The organism is Virgibacillus sp. L01 (genome assembly GCF_052246775.1).
GTDB lineage: Bacteria > Bacillota > Bacilli > Bacillales > Amphibacillaceae > Lentibacillus.
The window spans coordinates 402275-421536 of the sequence record NZ_JBQQCP010000001.1 but is presented as its reverse complement, the minus strand read 5'-3'; the positions used below and the strand labels follow the sequence as shown (position 1 = coordinate 421536).

General features: G+C 39.9%; 19 protein-coding genes, 1 tRNA gene and 1 pseudogene. 20 read left to right on the top strand and 1 reads right to left on the bottom strand.

Going from position 1 to position 19262, the window contains the following annotated elements:
* Positions 1-55 precede the first annotated feature (55 nt).
* Complete coding sequence (locus ACTWQM_RS01955; RefSeq protein WP_443256480.1) at positions 56-967, top strand: ROK family protein; 912 nt, start codon at positions 56-58, stop codon at positions 965-967.
* A gap of 16 nt (positions 968-983) precedes the next feature.
* Entirely contained in the window at positions 984-1943 is a 960-nt protein-coding gene (gene manA, locus ACTWQM_RS01950; RefSeq protein ID WP_443256479.1) for a mannose-6-phosphate isomerase, class I, read from the top strand.
* Positions 1944-2004: 61 nt separating this feature from the next.
* Here manA and ACTWQM_RS01945 read toward each other — a convergent pair whose 3' ends face one another.
* On the bottom strand, positions 2005-2523 hold the full coding sequence (locus ACTWQM_RS01945) for a GNAT family N-acetyltransferase (RefSeq protein ID WP_443256478.1): 519 nt from the start codon (positions 2521-2523) through the stop codon (positions 2005-2007).
* A 269-nt stretch (positions 2524-2792) separates the two neighbouring features.
* Here ACTWQM_RS01945 and ACTWQM_RS01940 point away from each other — a divergent pair, with 269 nt between their 5' ends.
* From ACTWQM_RS01940 to ACTWQM_RS01855, 18 genes and pseudogenes are all read left to right on the top strand, one after another.
* On the top strand, positions 2793-3008 hold the full coding sequence (locus ACTWQM_RS01940; RefSeq protein ID WP_443256477.1) for a hypothetical protein: 216 nt from the start codon (positions 2793-2795) through the stop codon (positions 3006-3008).
* 783 nt (positions 3009-3791) lie between these two features.
* A complete protein-coding gene (locus ACTWQM_RS01935; RefSeq protein ID WP_443256476.1) occupies positions 3792-5051 on the top strand; it encodes a hydroxymethylglutaryl-CoA reductase, degradative in 1260 nt (419 codons plus the stop codon).
* A gap of 119 nt (positions 5052-5170) precedes the next feature.
* Entirely contained in the window at positions 5171-6079 is a 909-nt protein-coding gene (locus tag ACTWQM_RS01930; protein WP_443256475.1) for a hydroxymethylglutaryl-CoA lyase, read from the top strand.
* A gap of 39 nt (positions 6080-6118) precedes the next feature.
* On the top strand, positions 6119-6355 hold the full coding sequence (locus tag ACTWQM_RS01925; protein ID WP_443256474.1) for a hypothetical protein: 237 nt from the start codon (positions 6119-6121) through the stop codon (positions 6353-6355).
* 3 nt (positions 6356-6358) lie between these two features.
* The gene (locus tag ACTWQM_RS01920; RefSeq protein WP_443256473.1) at positions 6359-7711 is read left to right on the top strand and encodes a tripartite tricarboxylate transporter permease; all 1353 of its coding nucleotides are present in this window, start codon (positions 6359-6361) and stop codon (positions 7709-7711) included.
* Between the two features lie 4 nt (positions 7712-7715).
* Positions 7716-8303: a helix-turn-helix domain-containing protein gene (locus ACTWQM_RS01915; protein ID WP_443257074.1), complete on the top strand. Its 588-nt coding sequence runs from the start codon at positions 7716-7718 to the stop codon at positions 8301-8303.
* 39 nt (positions 8304-8342) lie between these two features.
* Positions 8343-8603 (top strand): amidase family protein, encoded by a 261-nt coding sequence (locus ACTWQM_RS01910; RefSeq protein WP_443256472.1) that lies wholly within the window; start codon positions 8343-8345, stop codon positions 8601-8603.
* Positions 8579-9496, top strand: coding sequence for an amidase family protein (locus ACTWQM_RS01905; RefSeq protein ID WP_443257073.1), 918 nt, complete (start codon positions 8579-8581; stop codon positions 9494-9496). Before ACTWQM_RS01910 ends, ACTWQM_RS01905 begins: the two co-directional genes overlap by 25 nt.
* Positions 9497-9584: 88 nt before the next feature.
* Positions 9585-10040 (top strand): CoxG family protein, encoded by a 456-nt coding sequence (locus ACTWQM_RS01900; RefSeq protein WP_443256471.1) that lies wholly within the window; start codon positions 9585-9587, stop codon positions 10038-10040.
* A gap of 768 nt (positions 10041-10808) precedes the next feature.
* A complete protein-coding gene (locus ACTWQM_RS01895) occupies positions 10809-11405 on the top strand; it encodes a TetR/AcrR family transcriptional regulator (RefSeq protein ID WP_443256470.1) in 597 nt (198 codons plus the stop codon).
* A 20-nt stretch (positions 11406-11425) separates the two neighbouring features.
* A complete protein-coding gene (locus ACTWQM_RS01890; protein ID WP_443256469.1) occupies positions 11426-12196 on the top strand; it encodes a 3-hydroxyacyl-CoA dehydrogenase in 771 nt (256 codons plus the stop codon).
* A gap of 30 nt (positions 12197-12226) precedes the next feature.
* On the top strand, positions 12227-13372 hold the full coding sequence (locus ACTWQM_RS01885) for an acyl-CoA dehydrogenase family protein (RefSeq protein ID WP_443256468.1): 1146 nt from the start codon (positions 12227-12229) through the stop codon (positions 13370-13372).
* Between the two features lie 30 nt (positions 13373-13402).
* Positions 13403-13828: a MaoC/PaaZ C-terminal domain-containing protein gene (locus tag ACTWQM_RS01880; protein WP_443256467.1), complete on the top strand. Its 426-nt coding sequence runs from the start codon at positions 13403-13405 to the stop codon at positions 13826-13828.
* Between the two features lie 51 nt (positions 13829-13879).
* The gene (locus tag ACTWQM_RS01875) at positions 13880-15016 is read left to right on the top strand and encodes a CaiB/BaiF CoA transferase family protein (RefSeq protein WP_443256466.1); all 1137 of its coding nucleotides are present in this window, start codon (positions 13880-13882) and stop codon (positions 15014-15016) included.
* 66 nt (positions 15017-15082) lie between these two features.
* Complete coding sequence (locus tag ACTWQM_RS01870; RefSeq protein WP_443256465.1) at positions 15083-16606, top strand: class I adenylate-forming enzyme family protein; 1524 nt, start codon at positions 15083-15085, stop codon at positions 16604-16606.
* A 15-nt stretch (positions 16607-16621) separates the two neighbouring features.
* A pseudogene (locus ACTWQM_RS01865) lies at positions 16622-18317 on the top strand (long-chain fatty acid--CoA ligase).
* Between the two features lie 149 nt (positions 18318-18466).
* Entirely contained in the window at positions 18467-18859 is a 393-nt protein-coding gene (gene panD, locus ACTWQM_RS01860) for an aspartate 1-decarboxylase (RefSeq protein ID WP_443256464.1), read from the top strand.
* Between the two features lie 220 nt (positions 18860-19079).
* Positions 19080-19152 (top strand) — tRNA-Ala (locus ACTWQM_RS01855).
* Positions 19153-19262 lie beyond the last annotated feature (110 nt).

Sequence of the window (19262 nt, the reverse complement as noted above, 5' to 3'; positions counted from 1 at the left end):
AAGAGACGGCATCTTGGCCCAAATATGATAATATGTAAAAGAGGGTGAATACATTATGAAGTACGCGATTGGTGTTGATATTGGTGGAACAAAGGTTGCGATAGCGATAGTTGATGAAACCGGAAAAATTAAAATGCATTCAGTTATTTCAACTGATATAACGATTTCTGCAATTAAAATGGTTCACAAGATTAATAGAGAAATAGAACGTGTTTTAAAAGAATCCGGGATCTCAATGAATCAGCTAATAGGAATAGGTGTCGGTGCACCTGGTCCGTTAGATAGTAAAAAAGGCGTTGTCACATCGCCACCGAATTTAAAAGGGTGGATTGATGTACCAGTATCAAGATTAGTTGAGCAACATTTTTCGATGCCGGTTTTATTGGAAAATGATGCAAACGCTGCAGCGCTAGCCGAAAAATTGACAGGTGCAGCACAAGAGAATGATGATTTTGTCTATATAACAGTGAGCACAGGCATTGGTGCTGGGATTGTGACGGAAGGAAAGCTACTACGAGGATTGAAAGGGAATGCCGGTGATATTGGACATACAGTGGTTGATCCATCGTTTGGAAGGTGTACGTGCGGACAATACGGCTGTTTGGAATGGATCGCATCAGGGACGGCAATTGCCAGGCAGGGTTCGGTAATTATGGACAAAGACATTACAAGTAAAGATGTATTCAATCTTTACTTAAGTGGAAATGTGGAAATTGTGCATTTAATAGAAAGGGTTTTCCGTGTGCTTGGTGTTGCGTGCGTCTCAGTTATTAATACTTTTGATACTGAAAAGATAGTGATTGGTGGAGGGGTTTCAAAAGTTGGTGCACCGCTTTTTCAATCGATTCAGACGTATGTAAATAATTTTGCGTTAAACGAAACCGGAAGAAAAACAGAAATAGTTCCGGCAAAATTAGAGCAAAAATCTGGAGTTATAGGAGCAGCAGCTTTGTGTTTTAATCGATAGGTATGGAGGAATAAAAATGTATAACGAACCAATTTTTCTAAAACCTGTATTTCAGGAGCGTATATGGGGCGGCGACAAATTACAAACACTTTTTGGATACGACATCCCCAACAACAAAACAGGTGAGGCATGGGTTATATCAGCCCATCCGAATGGCCCGTCTGAAATAGTAAATGGTCCGTTACAGGGAAAGGACTTAGTTGAAGCGTGGAAGGAACATCCGGAAATATTTGGGAAGACATCTACTGAAGAAGATTTTCCACTACTAGTTAAAATTTTGGATGCTAACAATGATTTATCTGTTCAGGTTCATCCTGATGATACATATGCGAGACAAGTTGAGGGTGAAAGTTACGGAAAAACAGAGTGCTGGTATGTGCTGGACTGCGAAGAAGGTGCGAAAATTGTTTTCGGACACCATGCACAATCAGCTGAAGAGTTTAGGCGAGTGGTTGATTCCGGGGACTGGGATAAGTTACTTAGACGTGTAAAGGTTCAAAAAGGTGATTTTATATACGTTCCAAGCGGTACAATACATGCAATTGGTAAAGGAATAGTCATCTTGGAAACGCAGCAAAGTTCGGATATTACCTATCGGGTTTACGATTATGACCGAACTGATGCAAAAGGGAATAAGCGTGAATTGCATATTGATTCCGCTATTGAGGTGACCAATTATCCGCATAAGGAAGTGGACTCTCAGCGTGTTGAAAAAGTGATTGACGATTTGGTTAGTACACAATTAATCGAGGAGAAGTATTTCAGTGTTTATCTTTGGAAGCTTAATGGTAAAGTTACACGTAAATTGCAGTCTTTCCTTTTAGTAAGTGTGATTAACGGAAATGGTAATGTTACGGTTGATGGGCGGGCCTTTCCTATTCAAGCTGGTGATCATTTTATTCTGCCATCTACTATAGAAGATTATAAGGTTGAGGGAGAAATGGAGCTTGTTGTTTCGATTCCTGGAATGTATTAAGGGTTAGCATTCAGGAAGAGGCATACCACTTCCTGAATTATGGCTATATTATCTATAATTGCTATTCCTTCAATTCCCAATAGCCTTTATCAAAAATACTCATCAACACGGCATCATGATACTCACCGTTTACGAAATAGTGTTCTTTTAACTCTCCTTCAACATGAAAACCGACTTTTTCATAAATATGCATTGCCTTTTCGTTTGCTTTGTCTACAACTAAATAAAGCTTGTGAAGGTTAAGCGTGGCAAAAGCATAATTCATCGCCAATTGAGTTGCTGTACTGGCATAACCATTACCCTGATGTGCGGTATCGATCATAATCGCAAATTCCGCGTATCGGTGTCTCTGATCAATACCATACAAGCCTACAAATCCCAGTTTTTCCTCTTTATAAGTTAATATAAATTGTCTCTCCCGTGTGCTGTCCTGGTTTTTTTCAAATTCATCCTTCAGCTTTTCCATAGACATATAGGGTTCTTCAAACCAATAATCCATCACATTTGGATCATTGTTCAGTTTGTGCAAAAACTCCAAATCCTCTTTTTCCAATGTGCGAAGTCGTACATCCTTTGACATGCTGTGTAATCCTCCAATCGTTTTTCCATTATCTATTTATACTATCATAAATGGAGGGGAACGGGGCAAGGTTCCTGTCCCTTATTGTCTTCGTTCACCCCAAAAGGTGTGGATTGTGTCGTGGTAAAAAATATTTAGCTTATATATAAACCGGAAATCTTCTGAAAAGTATCAAAAACCTTTTTGTTTTATTCAACCATTGAATATTTTCCCAAATTAAAAAAACAGCTATTGCGTAAAATAACAGCAAACGGAATGGAGGTTTTTTTATGAAGGAAAATAATCAACGTAATGGCAAATATACAGTTGCAGGAACAGATATTGATGCGGTCAAAGAGCAGAGTCGGCGTTCAGGTCTTTCTTATAATGAAGCAAAAGAATGGATTGCTAAGACAACCGGTGGTCGTGGTACCAATATTTATAGTGATACCAATGCTGAAGAGGTTAAACAGAAGAACCAGCATTCTAATGGTAACCAGCAGTAAGCGAATAGCTGTTTAATAAAGGCTGGGACAAAAGTGTTCTAGTCAAAGTGAAATCCGAACTATGATTCAAAATTCTTAAGATAGAATTCGAATTAGTTCGGATTTATTTTGCAGTTAGAAAAGATTTATTCTTTCTTAGCTGCTAAGCAAAGGGCGCTTATTCCGGGGTCTTTGGAACGTGCTGTTCCCATAGGAGTCTGCGTATTCTGCCTTCACTGATTGAGATTTCCTGATTAGACGCTTGAATGTTCCCTATAACTAAGAAGCAATGTCACAATAAGTATTAATTTAACGGTTAAATTGAACAAAAACCAGTGGAGGAAATACATGGAGACTCCTGCGAGAACCGGCTAAAACCGGTCACGTCCTGTGACCAACGCCGGCACTAGAGCGTCCTGCTCGTCGCCGCAACAGCTGAAGATCCCGCAGAAAGCGATTTTTGCTTCCGAGGAAGCTTAAGTGTTGCCCTAAGGTGCGTGGAATGTATTTCCGAAGCGGTGTCAAAGCACTCAGCTATTTTTTCATATTTTTAATCAACTAAGTATTAGACCCAACCATTGAAAATAAACGTTTGTTAGACATCCTATCAAGTTGTTTCACGTCTTTAAAGGAAAGTTTTTATATACCAGCCTCTAATTTTTTTTGCAAGAATTCCAGCTAGTTGACATATTTAGAAAATTCATTATACACTGTATTCAACAAAGGTGAATATAAGGAAACAATGATAAATATAATTTTGTAAGCGCATTCTTTTGCCTTAACAAAATCTTAGGAGGCTTCATAATGACATCATATATTTCGGGATTTTATAAGTTGTCGCCGGAACAAAGACTGGATAAAGTAACGGAGCATCTTGAACTTTCAGATGATGAAAAAAAGATTTTAAAAGGAGAACATGGTTTTACGACTGAAGATGCTGATCGAATGATCGAAAATGTGATTGGTTATTTACCTATTCCATTAGGAGTTGCGGCTAACTTTAAAGTGGATGGGGAGGATGTTTTTGTGCCAATGGCTACCGAAGAGCCATCTGTTGTGGCGGCCGCTAGCCATGCTGCGAAATTAGCATACAACACTGGAGGCTTTACGACTTCTTATTCCGGTTCAATTATGCGAGGACAGGTACAAATAACAAACTTGAAAGATCCTTATGGTGCATTAGCACGAATCTATGAAAATAAAGATGCGATTTTACGACTTTGTAATGAACAGGATCAAACGCTTGTGTTGTTTGGTGGTGGTGCTAAGGATTTGGATGTACACGTTATTCAAGGTGAAGATGAAAAAATGGTTGTTGTTCATTTACTGGTTGATACAAAAGATGCCATGGGTGCTAATGCTGTTAATACAATGGCTGAAGCTGTTTCCCCGTTAATCGAGAATATTACTGGTGGTCAGGTGGTCTTACGCATCTTGTCCAATCTGGCTGATCAGCGGATTGTGCGGGCGCGTGCTGTATTTGAGGATCCATTTGCGGGAGATCAGGAGGCAATCAATAAATTTATGAAGGCACATCAGTTAGCTATTGCTGACCCATATCGTGCTGCGACACATAATAAAGGAATCATGAATGGCATTTCTGCTGTTGTTCTTGCAACAGGTAATGATACAAGAGCGGTTGAGGCGGGGGCTCATGCATATGCTTCGATTACAGGAAGATATCGTTCGCTAACACAATGGGAGCTTGGTGAAGACAATTCGATCATCGGCACGATTGAACTGCCGCTAGCTGCTGGATTAATAGGTGGCGCAACGCAATCGCATCCTGTAGCTAGGCTTGCAACAAAAATTTTGCAGGTAAAAAAAGCTGAAAAGCTGGCAGGAATTATTGCAGCAACAGGATTGGCACAGAATTTTGCCGGACTAAAAGCCTTGGCGGGCGAAGGTATTCAAAAGGGCCATATGAAGCTGCATGCCAGAAACATGGCGTCAATGGCCGGGGCAAGAGATGATCAAATAGATCAAGTTGTTAGACTTGCAGCAGAACAGGAAAAGTTCAGTTTTGATGCTATTAAACAGATTGTGCAGAAATTAGAGAAGTAGTTTTTTTCAGCAGTTAAGAAAGTATAAATCCTTTCTTACTGCATAAGTGCAACTAAGGCTTTCGCCATTAAAGCTTGGCGATAAGCCAAGTTTTCTAAAGAGAAAGAGGAGGGGTAAACATGCAATGGCCAAAATATGTTCAATTGAAAGAAGTCGGACCTCGTGATGGTTTGCAGAACGAAAAGACTTGGCTTCCGACCGCAGATAAGGTGGCTTGGATCAATAAACTTACTGATTCAGGGATAAAAGAGATCGAGTATTCATCATTTGTTCACCCAAAATGGATTCCGGCCTTGTCAGATGCTCGTGAAGTCGGAAGGCAAATTAAGCGAAATCCAAATGTCTTTTATTCGGCACTTGTTCCAAATCTGAAGGGACTGCAGCATGCACTGGAGACTGGAATTGATGGTGCGTCAATATTCATGTCGGCAAGTGAAACACATAATCGAAAAAATATTAATAAATCTATTGCTGATACATTTCCGGTACTGGGAGAAGTAGTTCACGAGGCAAAACAAGCAAATAAGCGTGTTACAGGCTATATTTCAACTGTGTTTGACTGTCCTTTTGAAGGAAAAGTTACACCTGAACAGGTTGTCCGTGTTTGCGATAGATTATTTGAATATGGAGCAGACGAAATTTCTTTGGGTGACACGATTGGTTCAGCAGTCCCATCCCAAGTGGAACAGCTGCTCGAAGCCGTTTTTTCCCATTTTCCGGAAGATAAGATTATCATGCATTTTCATAATACGAGGGGGATGGCTATTGCCAACATTATGAGATCACTTCAATATGGCGTTTCCCGTTTTGATAGTTCTGTTGGAGGATTAGGAGGTTGTCCATATGCACCGGGGGCAGCAGGTAATGTGGCAACAAATGATGTGCTATATTTATTACATGGGCTAGGAATAGATACTGGAATTCAGGAAAACAAGATACAGGAAGCAGCACTTTTTATCCAGGACAAACTGCAAAAGGAACTGCCGAGTAAGTCACTTGCCTATGCTGTTAGTGGAAATGGATGTTAATGTAATTTGAAACAATTTCGTGTACCAGGGGGTGAGATTTTGAACGAAGAAGGGAAGAATTATGTGGATGTGTGGGGAGATAATGTGAAAATTAAAGATCTTGGTATCTCTATGGCGCTTTGTATTGCTTTTGCTCTTGGTGGATATATAATCGCTCCAGGTGAGGCGCCTCAACCGTTAATTACCGGTCTTGTTGGCGGTGTTATTGGCTTTATCGTAAGCAGTATTATTATTAAACCAAAACGGACGATTTCCAAAATGAGAGAGGATGATTAAACGTTGGACATGATGATTATTTTACAAATGGTACTTGCTAGTATAGGGGGTGCTGCTTTATATACGCTCATTGGTATTGCACCAGGAACAGACGAGACTGCTGTGCTAGCTCCGGTGACGATTGCACTTGTGCTTGTAGGGGTTTCACCTTATGTAATTCTATCATTTTTCATTGCCGCCATCGTGGCTAAAAAATTAACAGATTCAATTCCTGTTGCAATAGCAGGCATACCTGGTGGTGTCATGTCGGCACCAATGGTCGAGCATGCCATGGTATTGAAAAGGCATGGGCTGCCAGATCAAAGTATTAAAAAAATGTCTTCAGGGTCTGTGATAGGAACGCTGGTTTCCATACCCACAAGTTTCTTAATTGCAAATTTAATTATTCCCTACGCAGATAAAATCAGTGAGTATGCAGGTTTAATCTTTTTCTTAGGTGCTATATTTCTCGCATTAATGACCAAAAACAAAATTTTATCTTTAGCAATTATAATTCCTTTTGCCCTGCTTATACAGGGGCTGCGACATTTATACTGGGGACTTGAAATTGTACCCTCAGATGTTACTGTCTTTGTTTCTTTCTTTTTAGGAATTACGATTGGTCCCATTGTATTTAAACTATTTGAGCTATTAAATAATGATTATCGTAAAAATTTGCCTGGACTAGGGAATAAAGAAATTAGTCTTAAAAGCGCCAAGAAAGTAAAAGGATTTCCAAACCCTTTTAAAATCCTAACCAAAAAGGAAACAGCATCTTCTGCATTTGGTAGTTTTATAGGGGCTATTACATTTTTTCTTTCACCGGTTGGTATGACAGTATTTTTAGGAGAGTTTTTAACCAGACATATTAAAGATCCTGTTCAGCGGGCTTCAAGGGCAATATCTACAATGGATGGTTTAACAAACGCCGCTTATATTTCAGGAACATTGGTCCCGTTAATTGCGATTGGAATACCTTTGTCACCAATGGCTATCGGCCCTGCAGCTGGATTATTCAATGCACCCCCAGTTTTCACACCTGAGCACAATATTCATCATTTGCTTTCCATGGGTGAAATCATGACAGCAACAATCATTGGCGCTATAATTGCTATACTTATTACTTTTTATATAACGATCAAATATGCGAGCCAGATTTGCGCTTTTGTATTCAAGTATATTCCACATGAGGCACTAATTGGGCTTTTTGCAGGTCTGGTTGTAATGTTAGCGTTTATGGATGCTGGCTGGATCAACATCTTTGGTACTATGCTAATAGCACTTGTATCAGGCTTGCTGCACAAGAATGGCGTGAACTATGGTGTGCTTTTTATGATTCTATATGCTGCACCATGGCTTTTAGGTATATTGAGTTAATTCGATTACAGAACAAAAGGAGAGGTTTCTCATAAATCTTGATAGTTTAGGGCAAAAAATAAATCAAATTCGTTTGCGAAAAAAGAAAACACAACAACAAATAGCTGATGAATGCGGTATTTCAAAAAGCTTATTGTCAAAAATTGAAAACGGCCAAACCTCTTCTGCGATTGCTACGTTATCGAAAATTAGCGAAGCATTGGAGGTCCCTTTAGCTTGGGTGCTGGACGATCAGGCAGAACAGAATCTTGTATTGCTTCCAAAGACAAATAGGGAGTCTAATGTGACAGACGAGAATATGGGCTATTCATATGAATTACTTGCAAACAGATCCTCGTATTCTGGTATTGAACCAACGATTGTCAACGTTACACCAAAGGATTCAAATTTACGTCAAGATTCTTACACGCACTCACAAGATGAATTTATTTATATTTTAAAGGGTTCCATTTACCTTTATTATGACGGTAATAAACACTATATGGAAGCAGAGGATAGTGCATATTTTAATGGAGACAAACCGCACTTATTTATCCCGGTAGATAACGAAGGGGCCAAGGTACTGTCGGTATTTATCGATAATCAATTATAAAATCGTTAAGCCAGGGTTTCTAAATAAAGGTGGGATGAAATGGGAACAGATCAAAGCTCAGTACTATCCGCACAATCCATTCTAAACATGGGTGCTTTCTCTATTGCGAGGGCCATTAAAGATGGAGAAATAACCAGTTATGAAGCGGTAAACACCTATATCGAACATCTGGAGAAAGTGAATCCTGCCATTAATGCTGTTGTGGAGGAACGCTATGCAGAGGCTTTAAGAGAGGCTCAAGAAAAAGATAATCAGGATTCAAGCGTCACTAAAGGATCACTATTTGGGGTTCCGATATAGGTGGCTCCATTCGTTTTCCGAGTCACTTTAATGGGGTAGTTGGTTTTAAACCGGGGAAATTTCAAGTATCATCCAACGGCCATTTTCCCGCTGACACTATTCCTTTGCAAAAAAGGATGTCAGGAATGGGACCGATGGGAAAATCAGTGCGTGATATGGAATTAATTTACGATATTATTACAAATACTACTACTACGGAGCAATCACTAGATGATTTCGAGATTGATATTTTATCAGATGGCTTAAACATCCCATTATCACAAAAAACAAAGGATATGGTGGGTGGAATTGAAAGCTATTTACAAAAATCAGTTTCTGTAAATAGGTCCACCCCGCCTTACTTTGAAAATAGTGCTCAGCTATGGCAGGAAATTATGTCACTTGATGGTGGAAAAAGTATGGAAAAACTAGCCTTCAATACGGACCGTTCAAATGTACTGGCCGCATACGCTAAAGAAAAACTGACCAGGAAGACTAAGGTTCATCCGTATTTGTCATGGGCATTAATTGGAGCCAAACTATTCAAACCAACGGCAGGCAGAATAAAGGAAATTGAAGATATTATTGAGCAGGGGGATAAGGAGGTAGCCGATTATTTAATGAATCGATTATTAATTTTACCGGTTTATCATACTGGTGCACCTTTACATGGAAAGGTGTTTCAGGAAATCTTCTCCATTCGCAAAACATTTATGCAATATATGCCTTATATTGCATATGCTAATGTTTGGGGACTGCCGTCATTAACCATTCCAGCTGGCACTGATGAGAATAACATGCCAATCGCTATTCAGGTTGTAAGCATGAATGGTAATGAGGACGCGATATTCCGGTTAGGAAAGAAAGTAGAGTGGAAGTTTGGTGGATATAATCGTTGTAGTAGTTTGGATTAGTTTTGGTCTCACAGAATCTTCTTCTAGATTATTGAAGTGAGCATATAATAATAAATACGCAATTATTTTCAGTCAAAGGGGGAGTATAATGCCATATGGGAAGCACCAGGTGGATCTTGAGATTCCGATTGATTACATCTGGGATTTTGTCAGTGATATGAATAAGTGGGCACCATTAGTACCTGGGTATGTGACGCATGTAATACTTAACACCAACCAATCAACCTGGACATTTAAAGGTGATGTCGGTATTATACAAAAAACTGTCTGTCTGCAGGTGGACATTACGGAATGGAAAGAACCAACTATGGTTTCTTTTCAATTAACTGGAGTGAATGAGAACTTTGATGGAAATGGTTTTTTTGAAGCAAAGGAAATAAACGAATATGTGACAAGAATGACTGGCTCCCTTAATATAACCGCAAAAGGATTTACCGGACCGATGATAAATTCAGTGCTAAAGTCATTTGTACCAAAAACTACAAAAGAGCTAACTAAAGCAGTCGCGAATGAATTAGTGCCTGTCACTTCCCGGTCTTTGTAATAGTATAAGATACTGCTTATCTAGGACACTGTTCTCTAAATGGAGAGCGGTGTTTTGTTATTTTATAAGATCTATAGAATAAGCTCAAACAGCTATCGTGATAATCTCAGAGCGGTTTTAATTGTTGCATGCACAATAAGTCATAACCTGCGAAGTACTTTTTAAAAGTATGAGTGCTATTATGCCGCTCCGGAAATACACTTCGCTTTCCGTGGGCGGCTAATGAGCCTCCTTGCTCCTGCGTCGCTGCGAAGTCTCATCTAGGCCTCAGCTCCCACAGGAGTCTACGTGTATTTCCTCCGCTGTTGACTGGAGTTAAAATCGCCATAATAATAAATGTGTGACAGCACTACACTAGTCCGGGTGAGCGGAGGGCGGTGACTCCAGCGGGAATAGCACGTTCCGAAGACCCCGCAGAGTGGTCTTCTCGAGGAGGCTGAGGTCGTGCCCGCGGAAAGCATCCGCCCGTAGCGACCCCGGACGGCGGGCGAGAGTTTATAGAGATTATTCGCAGTTTATTTCAATTACGTACCGTTGATCAAAGTCAACTTAAGTAGTGAATGTTCAGCCTTTCTTATTCCCTCAAGGATTATGCGTTCATTTTACCCTGCGAAAGTTGAATTATAAAGTTCAGGAAAAAGGTGTGGAAAAACGGGAAGCAGTCTTATTGATTATTCGAAATTATCTAAAAAGTGACTTGACATTTAAAAAATGAATCAATAGAATATAATTAACAAGTAACATTTACATAGAGGAAGTGACTGTCTTTTGTCTTTACGTGAGGAGAAAACAGCAAAGAAAAAAGAAGAGATTTTGCAATCTGCTGTGAGTATTTTATCCGAAAAGGGTTATCATGGGACAACCATGGAGGAGATTGCAGCAAAGCTATTAATGACAAAAGGATCTGTTTATTATTATTTTAAGGATAAACAGAATTTGTTATTTGAAAGTCAAATCATGATTTTAAATCGAAGTATCCAAAACATGGAGTCTATTAACAACCAAAATGTAAGCGTTATCAAAAAAATAAGGAAGGCCATGATGGCCCATATTGAGTATGCAATCAGGGAAAGGTCCGGATTTGTGATGATGTTTAATCCGGAGCAAATTTTTTCACCTTCACAGTTGGAAGAGATTTTTCAATTAAGGGATGCGTACGGAAAAGGCTTTGATCGGTTGATAGAAGAAGGAATTGAAGCTGATGTTTTTAGGGCGATGGATGTAAAGATAGTCCGGAACATTATTTTAGGAGCAATAAACTGGGTTACACAGTGGTATTCTGACCAAGGGAAAAAAGATGAGACCGAAATGGCCGAATTGATTGCTGATTATGTGATGCAAATTTTAATTAAAGATAAAGGATGATCTTAAAGGAGGAACTCATAATGGAAGTTAATCATAGTGTTGCAGTTGTCACCGGTGGAGCTTCAGGATTAGGGGAAGCCACCGTTCGGAATATAGTTTCACAAGGCGGAAAAGCTGTAATCCTGGATTTACAGACAGAGAAAGGCAATGACCTTGCAGCAGAATTAGGAGAAAAGGCGATGTTCGCTAAAACTGATGTCACGGATGAATCCAGTGTGGTATCGGCATTAAACAATGCTGTTGAAACATTTGGACATGTTAATATTCTCGTTAATTGCGCTGGGATTGGTGAAGCGAAAAGAACGTTAAGTAAGAATAACGAAGCCCATGATTTAGATTCTTTTTCAAAAGTGATTGGCATCAATTTAATTGGTACATTTAATATGATTCGGTTAGCTTCTGAAAAGATGGCAGCCAATGGACCTGATCATACTGGAGAAAGAGGCGTAATTATTAATACGGCGTCTGTTGCTGCTTATGAAGGACAAATGGGGCAGGCAGCATATAGTGCATCAAAAGGCGGAATCGTGGGGATGACGCTGCCAATTGCAAGGGACCTTTCCAAGCTTGGAATCAGAGTAATGTCTATTGCCCCAGGCCTATTTGAAACACCATTATTTGCCGGACTACCTGATAAGGCACGTGAAGCTTTGGAAAAAATGACACCGTTTCCATCAAGGTTGGGCCGACCTGATGAGTATGCGCAATTAGTTCAAAGTATTATTACGAACCCGATGTTAAATGGTGAAACGATTCGCTTGGATGGCGCGATCAGGATGCAGCCACGGTAATTATTTTATATAGAAAAAGAGGTGCAATTCATGAGCAGAAGTTATTTAAAAGAAGAGCATGAAATTTTTCGTAGCTCTTTACGAAAATTTCTGGAGAAGGAAGCAGTACCGTTTATTGAACAATGGGAAAAAGAGAAACAAATACCTAGGTCATTCTGGAAAAAGGCGGGAGAACAGGGCTATCTTTGTCCCCAAGTTGATGAAGCATATGGGGGGTTAGGTGCTGACTTTGGTTATGCCGTTGTTATTTCTGAAGAGTTTGATCGGGTTATTGTTGGTATGGTTGGGTTCGGGCTTCACAATGATATCGTGATTCCATATATCGAATCATTTGGTACAGAAAAGCAGAAACAGCGCTGGCTGCCCGGTGCAATTAGAGGTGATTTAGTTTCTGCTATCGCCATGACAGAACCAGGAGCAGGGTCAGATCTTGCAGCTATTCAGACGACAGCCATAAAAGATGGTGATGACTACATTATCAATGGTGAAAAAACGTTTATCTCAAATGGACATTCTGCTGATATAGCAGTGGTGGTTTGTAAAACAGATCCAAAAGCAAATCCGCCGCATAAGGGGGTTAGCCTGTTTGTAGTAGAGAATGGTACACCAGGATTTTCGAAGGGTAAAAAACTTCAAAAAATTGGACAGCATGCAAATGATACAAGTGAATTAATTTTTGAGAATGTTCGTGTTCCAGGTGATAATCTGCTTGGGGAGGAAGGTAAAGGATTTTATTATTTAATGGAAAAGCTTCAACAGGAACGATTAATGGTTTCCATTCAGAGTATGGCTTCTGCAGAAACGATGCTCAATCAAACAATTAGCTATGTCAAACAGCGGAAAGCATTCGGGAAGAGTATCAGCCAGTTTCAAAACACGCAATTTAAACTTGCTGAAATTCAGACAGAGATTGAAATAGGCAGAACGTTTGTAGATAGATTGATAGATGACCATATGGAAGGAAAGGATATTGTAACAGAAGTATCGATGGCAAAATGGTGGACAACGGATTTATCAAAAAAAGTTGCAGCAGAATGCCTTCAACTACATGGTGGTTACGGATATATGGAAGAGTATGAGATTGCCAGAAGATATCGGGATGTTGCTGTATCGTCTATTTATGCTGGAACCAATGAGATTATGAAAATGATTATTGCGAAAAAAATGGAGTTATGAATACCCTTCTGATTAAAGAGGTGAAGTATATTGAAATTTGGGGACATATCGATTGGTGATGTTTATTCAACCAATCCTGTAACAGTTACGAAAGAAAGCATTCTGGAATTCGGACAGAAATATGATCCGCAATATTTTCATACAGATGAAGCAGCGGCTAAAGAAAGTCTATATGGGTCACTGATTGCATCAGGTTTCCAAACGTTAGCGGTAGTCTGGGCTGAATGGATAGAAATGGACATCCTGGGGCGTGACTGTGTAGGCGGTGCTGGTGCGGACATGCAGTTTAAGGCACCGGTAATCCCAAATGATCAACTCAAGGGCCAATTTAAGGTTGGGAATAAACGAATGCTTTCTGATGAAAAAAGAGGGATATTAACGATTGAAGTCATAATTTATAACCAAGAAGAAGAGGAAGTATTGTCTGCTCAAACAAATGTATTTGTATTAGTTTAGGATAAATGTAAGGGTTTTGATTATGTTTGAAGCAGCGAGGAGGAGTTCATATTGCCGTTGAAGTCTACAAGTGTACTTGATTTGACCCGGTTACTGCCTGGTCCGTACTGTACAATGTTATTAGCAGATTTTGGTGCGGAAGTTATAAAAGTAGAGGATCCGGATAGTGGTGATTATGCAAGAGCATTTTATCCGAAGATTGCTGGAAACAGTGCGATGTTCCATTCACTCAATCGGAATAAGAAGAGTGTCTGTCTAAATTTAAAATTACTAGAAGATAAACAGGTGTTTCTGGAAATGGTTAAAAATGCAGACGTTGTTGTTGAATCATTTCGTCCGGGGGTGATGGAACGCCTTGGTTTGAGCTATGAACAATTAAAAGCAGTCAATCCCGGACTTGTATATTGTGCCATTACAGGATATGGCCAGACAGGTCCATACGCAAACCGTCCTGGTCACGATCTGAATTATCTCAGCTATGCCGGTTTACTGGATTTGATGGGCGAAAAAGATGGAAATCCAATTATTCCTGCAACAACAATTGCCGATATTGGCGGTGGTGCCTACCCAGCTGTTACAGGTATTTTAATGGCTCTTTTGAATAAAGAAAAAACAGGAAAGGGACAATTTATTGATATTTCGATGCTGGATAACGTGATTTCATGGATGCAAACGTTGCTACCTGATTATTTGGCTACAAACAATAATCCAAAGAGAGGGGAGCAAATGCTGGATGGCGGGAAAGCTTGCTATGCAGTTTATGAAACAATCGATGGACGTTATATATCAGTAGGAGCACTGGAACCGAAATTTTGGACTGCGTTTTGCAAAGCAATTGGCAAGAGCGAATTTATTCCCCTGCAAGATGACCCATTAGATAAGCAGCTTCAGTTAAAACAAGAAATACAACGCATTATTCTAACAAAAACACTATCAGAATGGATGGAAGTTTTTTCAGAAATTGACGCATGTGTATCACCAGTTCTAACTTTTCAGGAGATGATTAAAGATCCGCAAATTATTTCACGTGGGATGATTCAACAGATAAATGATTCCGCATTGGGTCATGTGAGGCAGATTGGTGTTCCGATTAAATTATCTGAAACACCTGGTGCTATTCGTTCCTCTGCGCCAAAAATTGGGGAACATACGGATGAAGTTATGAAGGGAATGGGGGTGCTGCGATAAGGTGAAAGATAGTTTCAGCTGAAACGGTTGGCCTATTGTTAAAAACTAAATTCAGGAGGTTTTTGAATGGATATAGGTACTACATTAGTTAGAAATGCTAGAAGTACACCACATAAAACGGCGATACATTATGGGGAGAAGATTTATTCATATGTTGAATTTAATCGTGAAGTAAACAAACTTGCAAATGGGTTAATTTCCAGAGGTGTTAAAACAGGCGATAAAATAGCACTGATGATGAAAAACTCCGACACGTACATGGTAACGTTCTATGCAATTATGAAGGCTGGTGCAGTCGCTGTTCCTGTCAATTTTCGTTTGACAGCCAAAGAAGTAGGCTACATTTTAAATGATTCGGATTCTTCTATCGTCTTTTTCGATGGTGAATATGCTGAATTAGTTAATGAAGCTTCAACTGAAAAGGTAGCATTACAGGTCTCTGCAGGCCCTACAACAAACGGTCAAATCAGATTGGAAGAGGTAACGACAATTAACGAATCTGAACCGGAAATAACTGTGGAAGAATGGGATGATGCAGAAATCCTGTACACGTCAGGTACTACCGGAAATCCAAAAGGGGCTTTATTTGACCATCATCGCATCCTCCATGTCGCTTTCTCCACATCAATTATGATGAAAATTGGCACAGAAGACAATCTTTTCCATGTTGCACCACTTTTCCACTCTGCTCAGTTAAATCTATTTATGATTACTGCTACGTATCTTGGGAGCACCCAGGTAATCCATCAGAATTTTGATCCTGTTCAAGCATTAAAAGCAATTGACGAACATCAAATTAGTCTATTTTTTGGAATCCCTACCATGTATAACTTTTTTCTACAGGTTCCGGATAAAGAAAAATATAATTTGTCATCTGTAAAAAGATGTGGCTATGGTGCAGCACCTATGCCTGTCCCACTTTTAGAAAAATCTATGGAAATGTTCGGTCATGATCAATTTTTCAATATGTGTGGTTTAACAGAAGGCGGACCAGGTGGCGTTCTGCTTTGGCCTGAAGATCATAAAACGAAACTTGGCGCCGGCGGCCGGGCGATGCTGAACACGGAAGCAAGAGTCGTAACAGACTCAGGTGAAGATGTTCATCCAGGGCAAGTCGGTGAATTTATTATCCGTAGTGAAATGGTCATGAAAAGCTATTACAACAACCCTGAAGAAACACAAAAAGTCCTGCACGACGGGTGGCTTTATACAGGAGACTTGGCCACTATCGATGAAGAAGGCTATGTAACACTGGTAGATCGGAAAAAGGACATGATTATTTCCGGCGGCGAAAATGTGTATTCAACTGAGGTTGAACAAGTGCTGTATAAACACCCAAAAATACTGGAAGTAGCTGTTGTTGGATTACCTGATGAGACATGGGGTGAGCGGGTTGTTGCAATTGTCGTGGCGAAGCAGGGGGAAACGATTGATTATGTAGAATTAAAGGATTTCTGCAGGGAGCATCTTGCAGGTTATAAAATGCCTACTGACTTCTTTGAAGAGAATGAATTGCTGCGGAATGCCTCAGGAAAAGTGATGAAATATAAACTGCGTGAATCGTTAAAAACAGGATCCAGTAACCACTAAAGGGGGAGATTTAGAATGATGAATACGCCTTTAACACTCGTTTCGTTAATAGAGCGTGCTGAAAAGTATTTTCCGAAGAAAGAAATAATCTCGCGTACCCAAGGTGGGATTCACCGGCTCAACTATCAAGAAATCAGCAAACGTACCAGGGCTCTCTCAAGTGCCTTGGGAAAATTGGGTGTTCAAAAAGGTGATAGAGTCGGAACATTTGCATGGAATCACCACCGCCATTTGGAGGCTTATTTTGGCAGATAGGAAAGTATAAAACTTTCCTACTGCATAAGTGCAACTAAGGCATTCGCAATTAAAGGCTTGGCGAATGCCAAGTTTTCTAACGATACCATCCATGGGTGCAGTTTTACACACCATTAATATCCGATTGGCAGAGGAGCATCTTGTATACATTATTAATCATGCAGAGGATAAAGTACTTTTAATTGATGTAGACTTACTACCGTTAATTGAGAAAATAAAAGATAAATTACCAACTGTTGAAGCCTTTATTGTTATGTCGGATGAAGAAAAACCGCCAGAGAGTAAGATAGAACCGCTTTATTCATATGAAGCGCTGGTTTCAGAAGGTGATGAAGCATACCAATTTTCAATGGATATTGAGGAAGAAGATCCTGCAGGGATGTGTTATACGTCAGCTACAACCGGAAAGCCAAAGGGTGTCGTGTATTCACATCGGGGTATTGTTTTACACAGTATGGTGCTAAGTATGGCTGATACTGCAGCAATTTCAGAATCAGATGTCCTGATGCCGGTGGTCCCAATGTTCCATGCAAATGCCTGGGGAATGCCTTTTGTGGCAACTTGGCTTGGTTCGACACAAGTTCTTCCTGGGCCGATGATGACACCGAAGATACTTGCCGAGCTTATTGAGTCATATAAGGTAACGCTAACGGCAGGGGTTCCAACAATTTGGCTAGGTTTGCTTAACGAATTGGAAAAAGGAAACTATAATATGGAAAGTTTACGCGCTGTTCTATGCGGTGGGGCAGCTGCTCCTAAAGGGATGATTCGAGCGTTTGAATCAGAACATGGCATTCCGTTTATCCATGCATACGGTATGACAGAAACCACGCCGCTTGTAACCCTTGCCCGACTAAAAAGTTATCAGACAGAACTACCTGAAGAAGACAGACTGGAAATTCGATCAAAACAGGGAATGGTTGTTCCAGGGTTGGATGTGAAGGCGATCAATGAAAATGGAGAAATAAATTCAGATGGAAAAGAAATGGGTGAACTGCTTATTCGCGGGTCCTGGATTGCAGATGAATACTATAATGATGACCGAAGCAAGGATGTTTTTCGAGACGGCTGGCTATATACGGGTGATGTTGTTACGATTGATGAAGAAGGATCTATTAAAATAGTTGATCGAACCAAAGATCTTATTAAGAGTGGTGGTGAATGGATTTCTTCGGTTGATTTAGAAAATGCGATAATGGCCCATGAATCTGTTTTTGAAGCTGCGGTTGTATCGATTCCTCACCCAAAATGGCAGGAACGCCCATTAGCATGTGTTGTACTAAAAGAAGATGAACAGTTATCAAAACAGGATATAATTGAATTTTTAGAACCCCAATTTGCGAAATGGTGGTTACCGGATGATGTTATGTTCATTAAGGAAATTCCCAAAACTTCTGTCGGCAAATTCCTGAAAAGAGCATTACGTGAACAGGTGAACGAACAGTTGAATGTGTAAGTATTGTAAGGTGTGGAGCGTTCTAGTAGCGTTCCATTTCTTTTTTTATGGGAAAGCCTGCTATGCTTGAAAAAGCTCACTTGTAATTATCCTTGGTTTTACGTCATACTATACTTGAGATGTTCATTTATTATAGGGGAGGCACTTTTATGCAACGTTTAATGTGTAAAGGAAAGATACATAGAGCTACAGTCACAGAGGCTGAGCTTGATTATGTTGGAAGTATAACGATTGATTGCAAGTTAATGAAGGAAGCAAATATTAAGCCTTATGAAATGGTGCAGATTGCAAACATACGAAATGCGGCAAGATGGAAGACCTATGCCATTCCAGCTCCAGAGGGTTCAAACCGCATTTGCCTCAACGGTCCGCCTGCAAACTTGTTTTCTCCAGATGACCTGGTTATTATTTTGAGCCAAGGACTCATGACCGATGAGGAAATAGAAGATTTAAAGCCTAAAGTGGTATTTGTAGATGAAAATAACGAGATCACCAGTGTTGAGGAACATGATTTACATTTGCCTGAGGGTGTGGAATTATAAGTTAAGTTTACAATGAAGAGCCTGGAGGGTTTTCCGGGCTTTTTTTATATTGTGGGGGCATAGCGGAATTGAATAAAAAGAATAGTTCTCTACAATCTACTGATACAGTAAAACCTACTATTAGGCTGATATACAATCCACTGATTCCAAGTATAGCCCTTATTTCATTTTACACCCTTGAAAACAGTCAAAAAAATGCTATAATAAAGACTGTCCAACTGGGGCATTAGCTCAGCTGGGAGAGCGCTTCGCTGGCAGCGAAGAGGTCATCGGTTCGAGCCCGATATGCTCCATCGTAAACACAATCTACTACTGAGGTGGATTGTGTTTTTATTATGCAGTAAGAAAGTATAAATACTTTCTTACTGCATAAGTACAACTAAGGCTTATCTATATTAAAGCT

Excerpts from the sequence above, each read along its gene's own strand:
- ACTWQM_RS01955 (WP_443256480.1), top strand. The coding sequence starts at position 56 with ATGAAGTACGCGATTGGTGTTGATATTGGTGGAACAAAGGTTGCGATA.
- manA (WP_443256479.1), top strand. The coding sequence starts at position 984 with ATGTATAACGAACCAATTTTTCTAAAACCTGTATTTCAGGAGCGTATA.
- ACTWQM_RS01945 (WP_443256478.1), bottom strand. The coding sequence starts at position 2,523 with ATGTCAAAGGATGTACGACTTCGCACATTGGAAAAAGAGGATTTGGAG.
- ACTWQM_RS01940 (WP_443256477.1), top strand. The coding sequence starts at position 2,793 with ATGAAGGAAAATAATCAACGTAATGGCAAATATACAGTTGCAGGAACA.
- ACTWQM_RS01935 (WP_443256476.1), top strand. The coding sequence starts at position 3,792 with ATGACATCATATATTTCGGGATTTTATAAGTTGTCGCCGGAACAAAGA.
- ACTWQM_RS01930 (WP_443256475.1), top strand. The coding sequence starts at position 5,171 with ATGCAATGGCCAAAATATGTTCAATTGAAAGAAGTCGGACCTCGTGAT.
- ACTWQM_RS01910 (WP_443256472.1), top strand. The coding sequence starts at position 8,343 with ATGGGAACAGATCAAAGCTCAGTACTATCCGCACAATCCATTCTAAAC.
- ACTWQM_RS01900 (WP_443256471.1), top strand. The coding sequence starts at position 9,585 with ATGCCATATGGGAAGCACCAGGTGGATCTTGAGATTCCGATTGATTAC.
- ACTWQM_RS01890 (WP_443256469.1), top strand. The coding sequence starts at position 11,426 with ATGGAAGTTAATCATAGTGTTGCAGTTGTCACCGGTGGAGCTTCAGGA.
- ACTWQM_RS01885 (WP_443256468.1), top strand. The coding sequence starts at position 12,227 with ATGAGCAGAAGTTATTTAAAAGAAGAGCATGAAATTTTTCGTAGCTCT.
- ACTWQM_RS01870 (WP_443256465.1), top strand. The coding sequence starts at position 15,083 with ATGGATATAGGTACTACATTAGTTAGAAATGCTAGAAGTACACCACAT.
- panD (WP_443256464.1), top strand. The coding sequence starts at position 18,467 with ATGCAACGTTTAATGTGTAAAGGAAAGATACATAGAGCTACAGTCACA.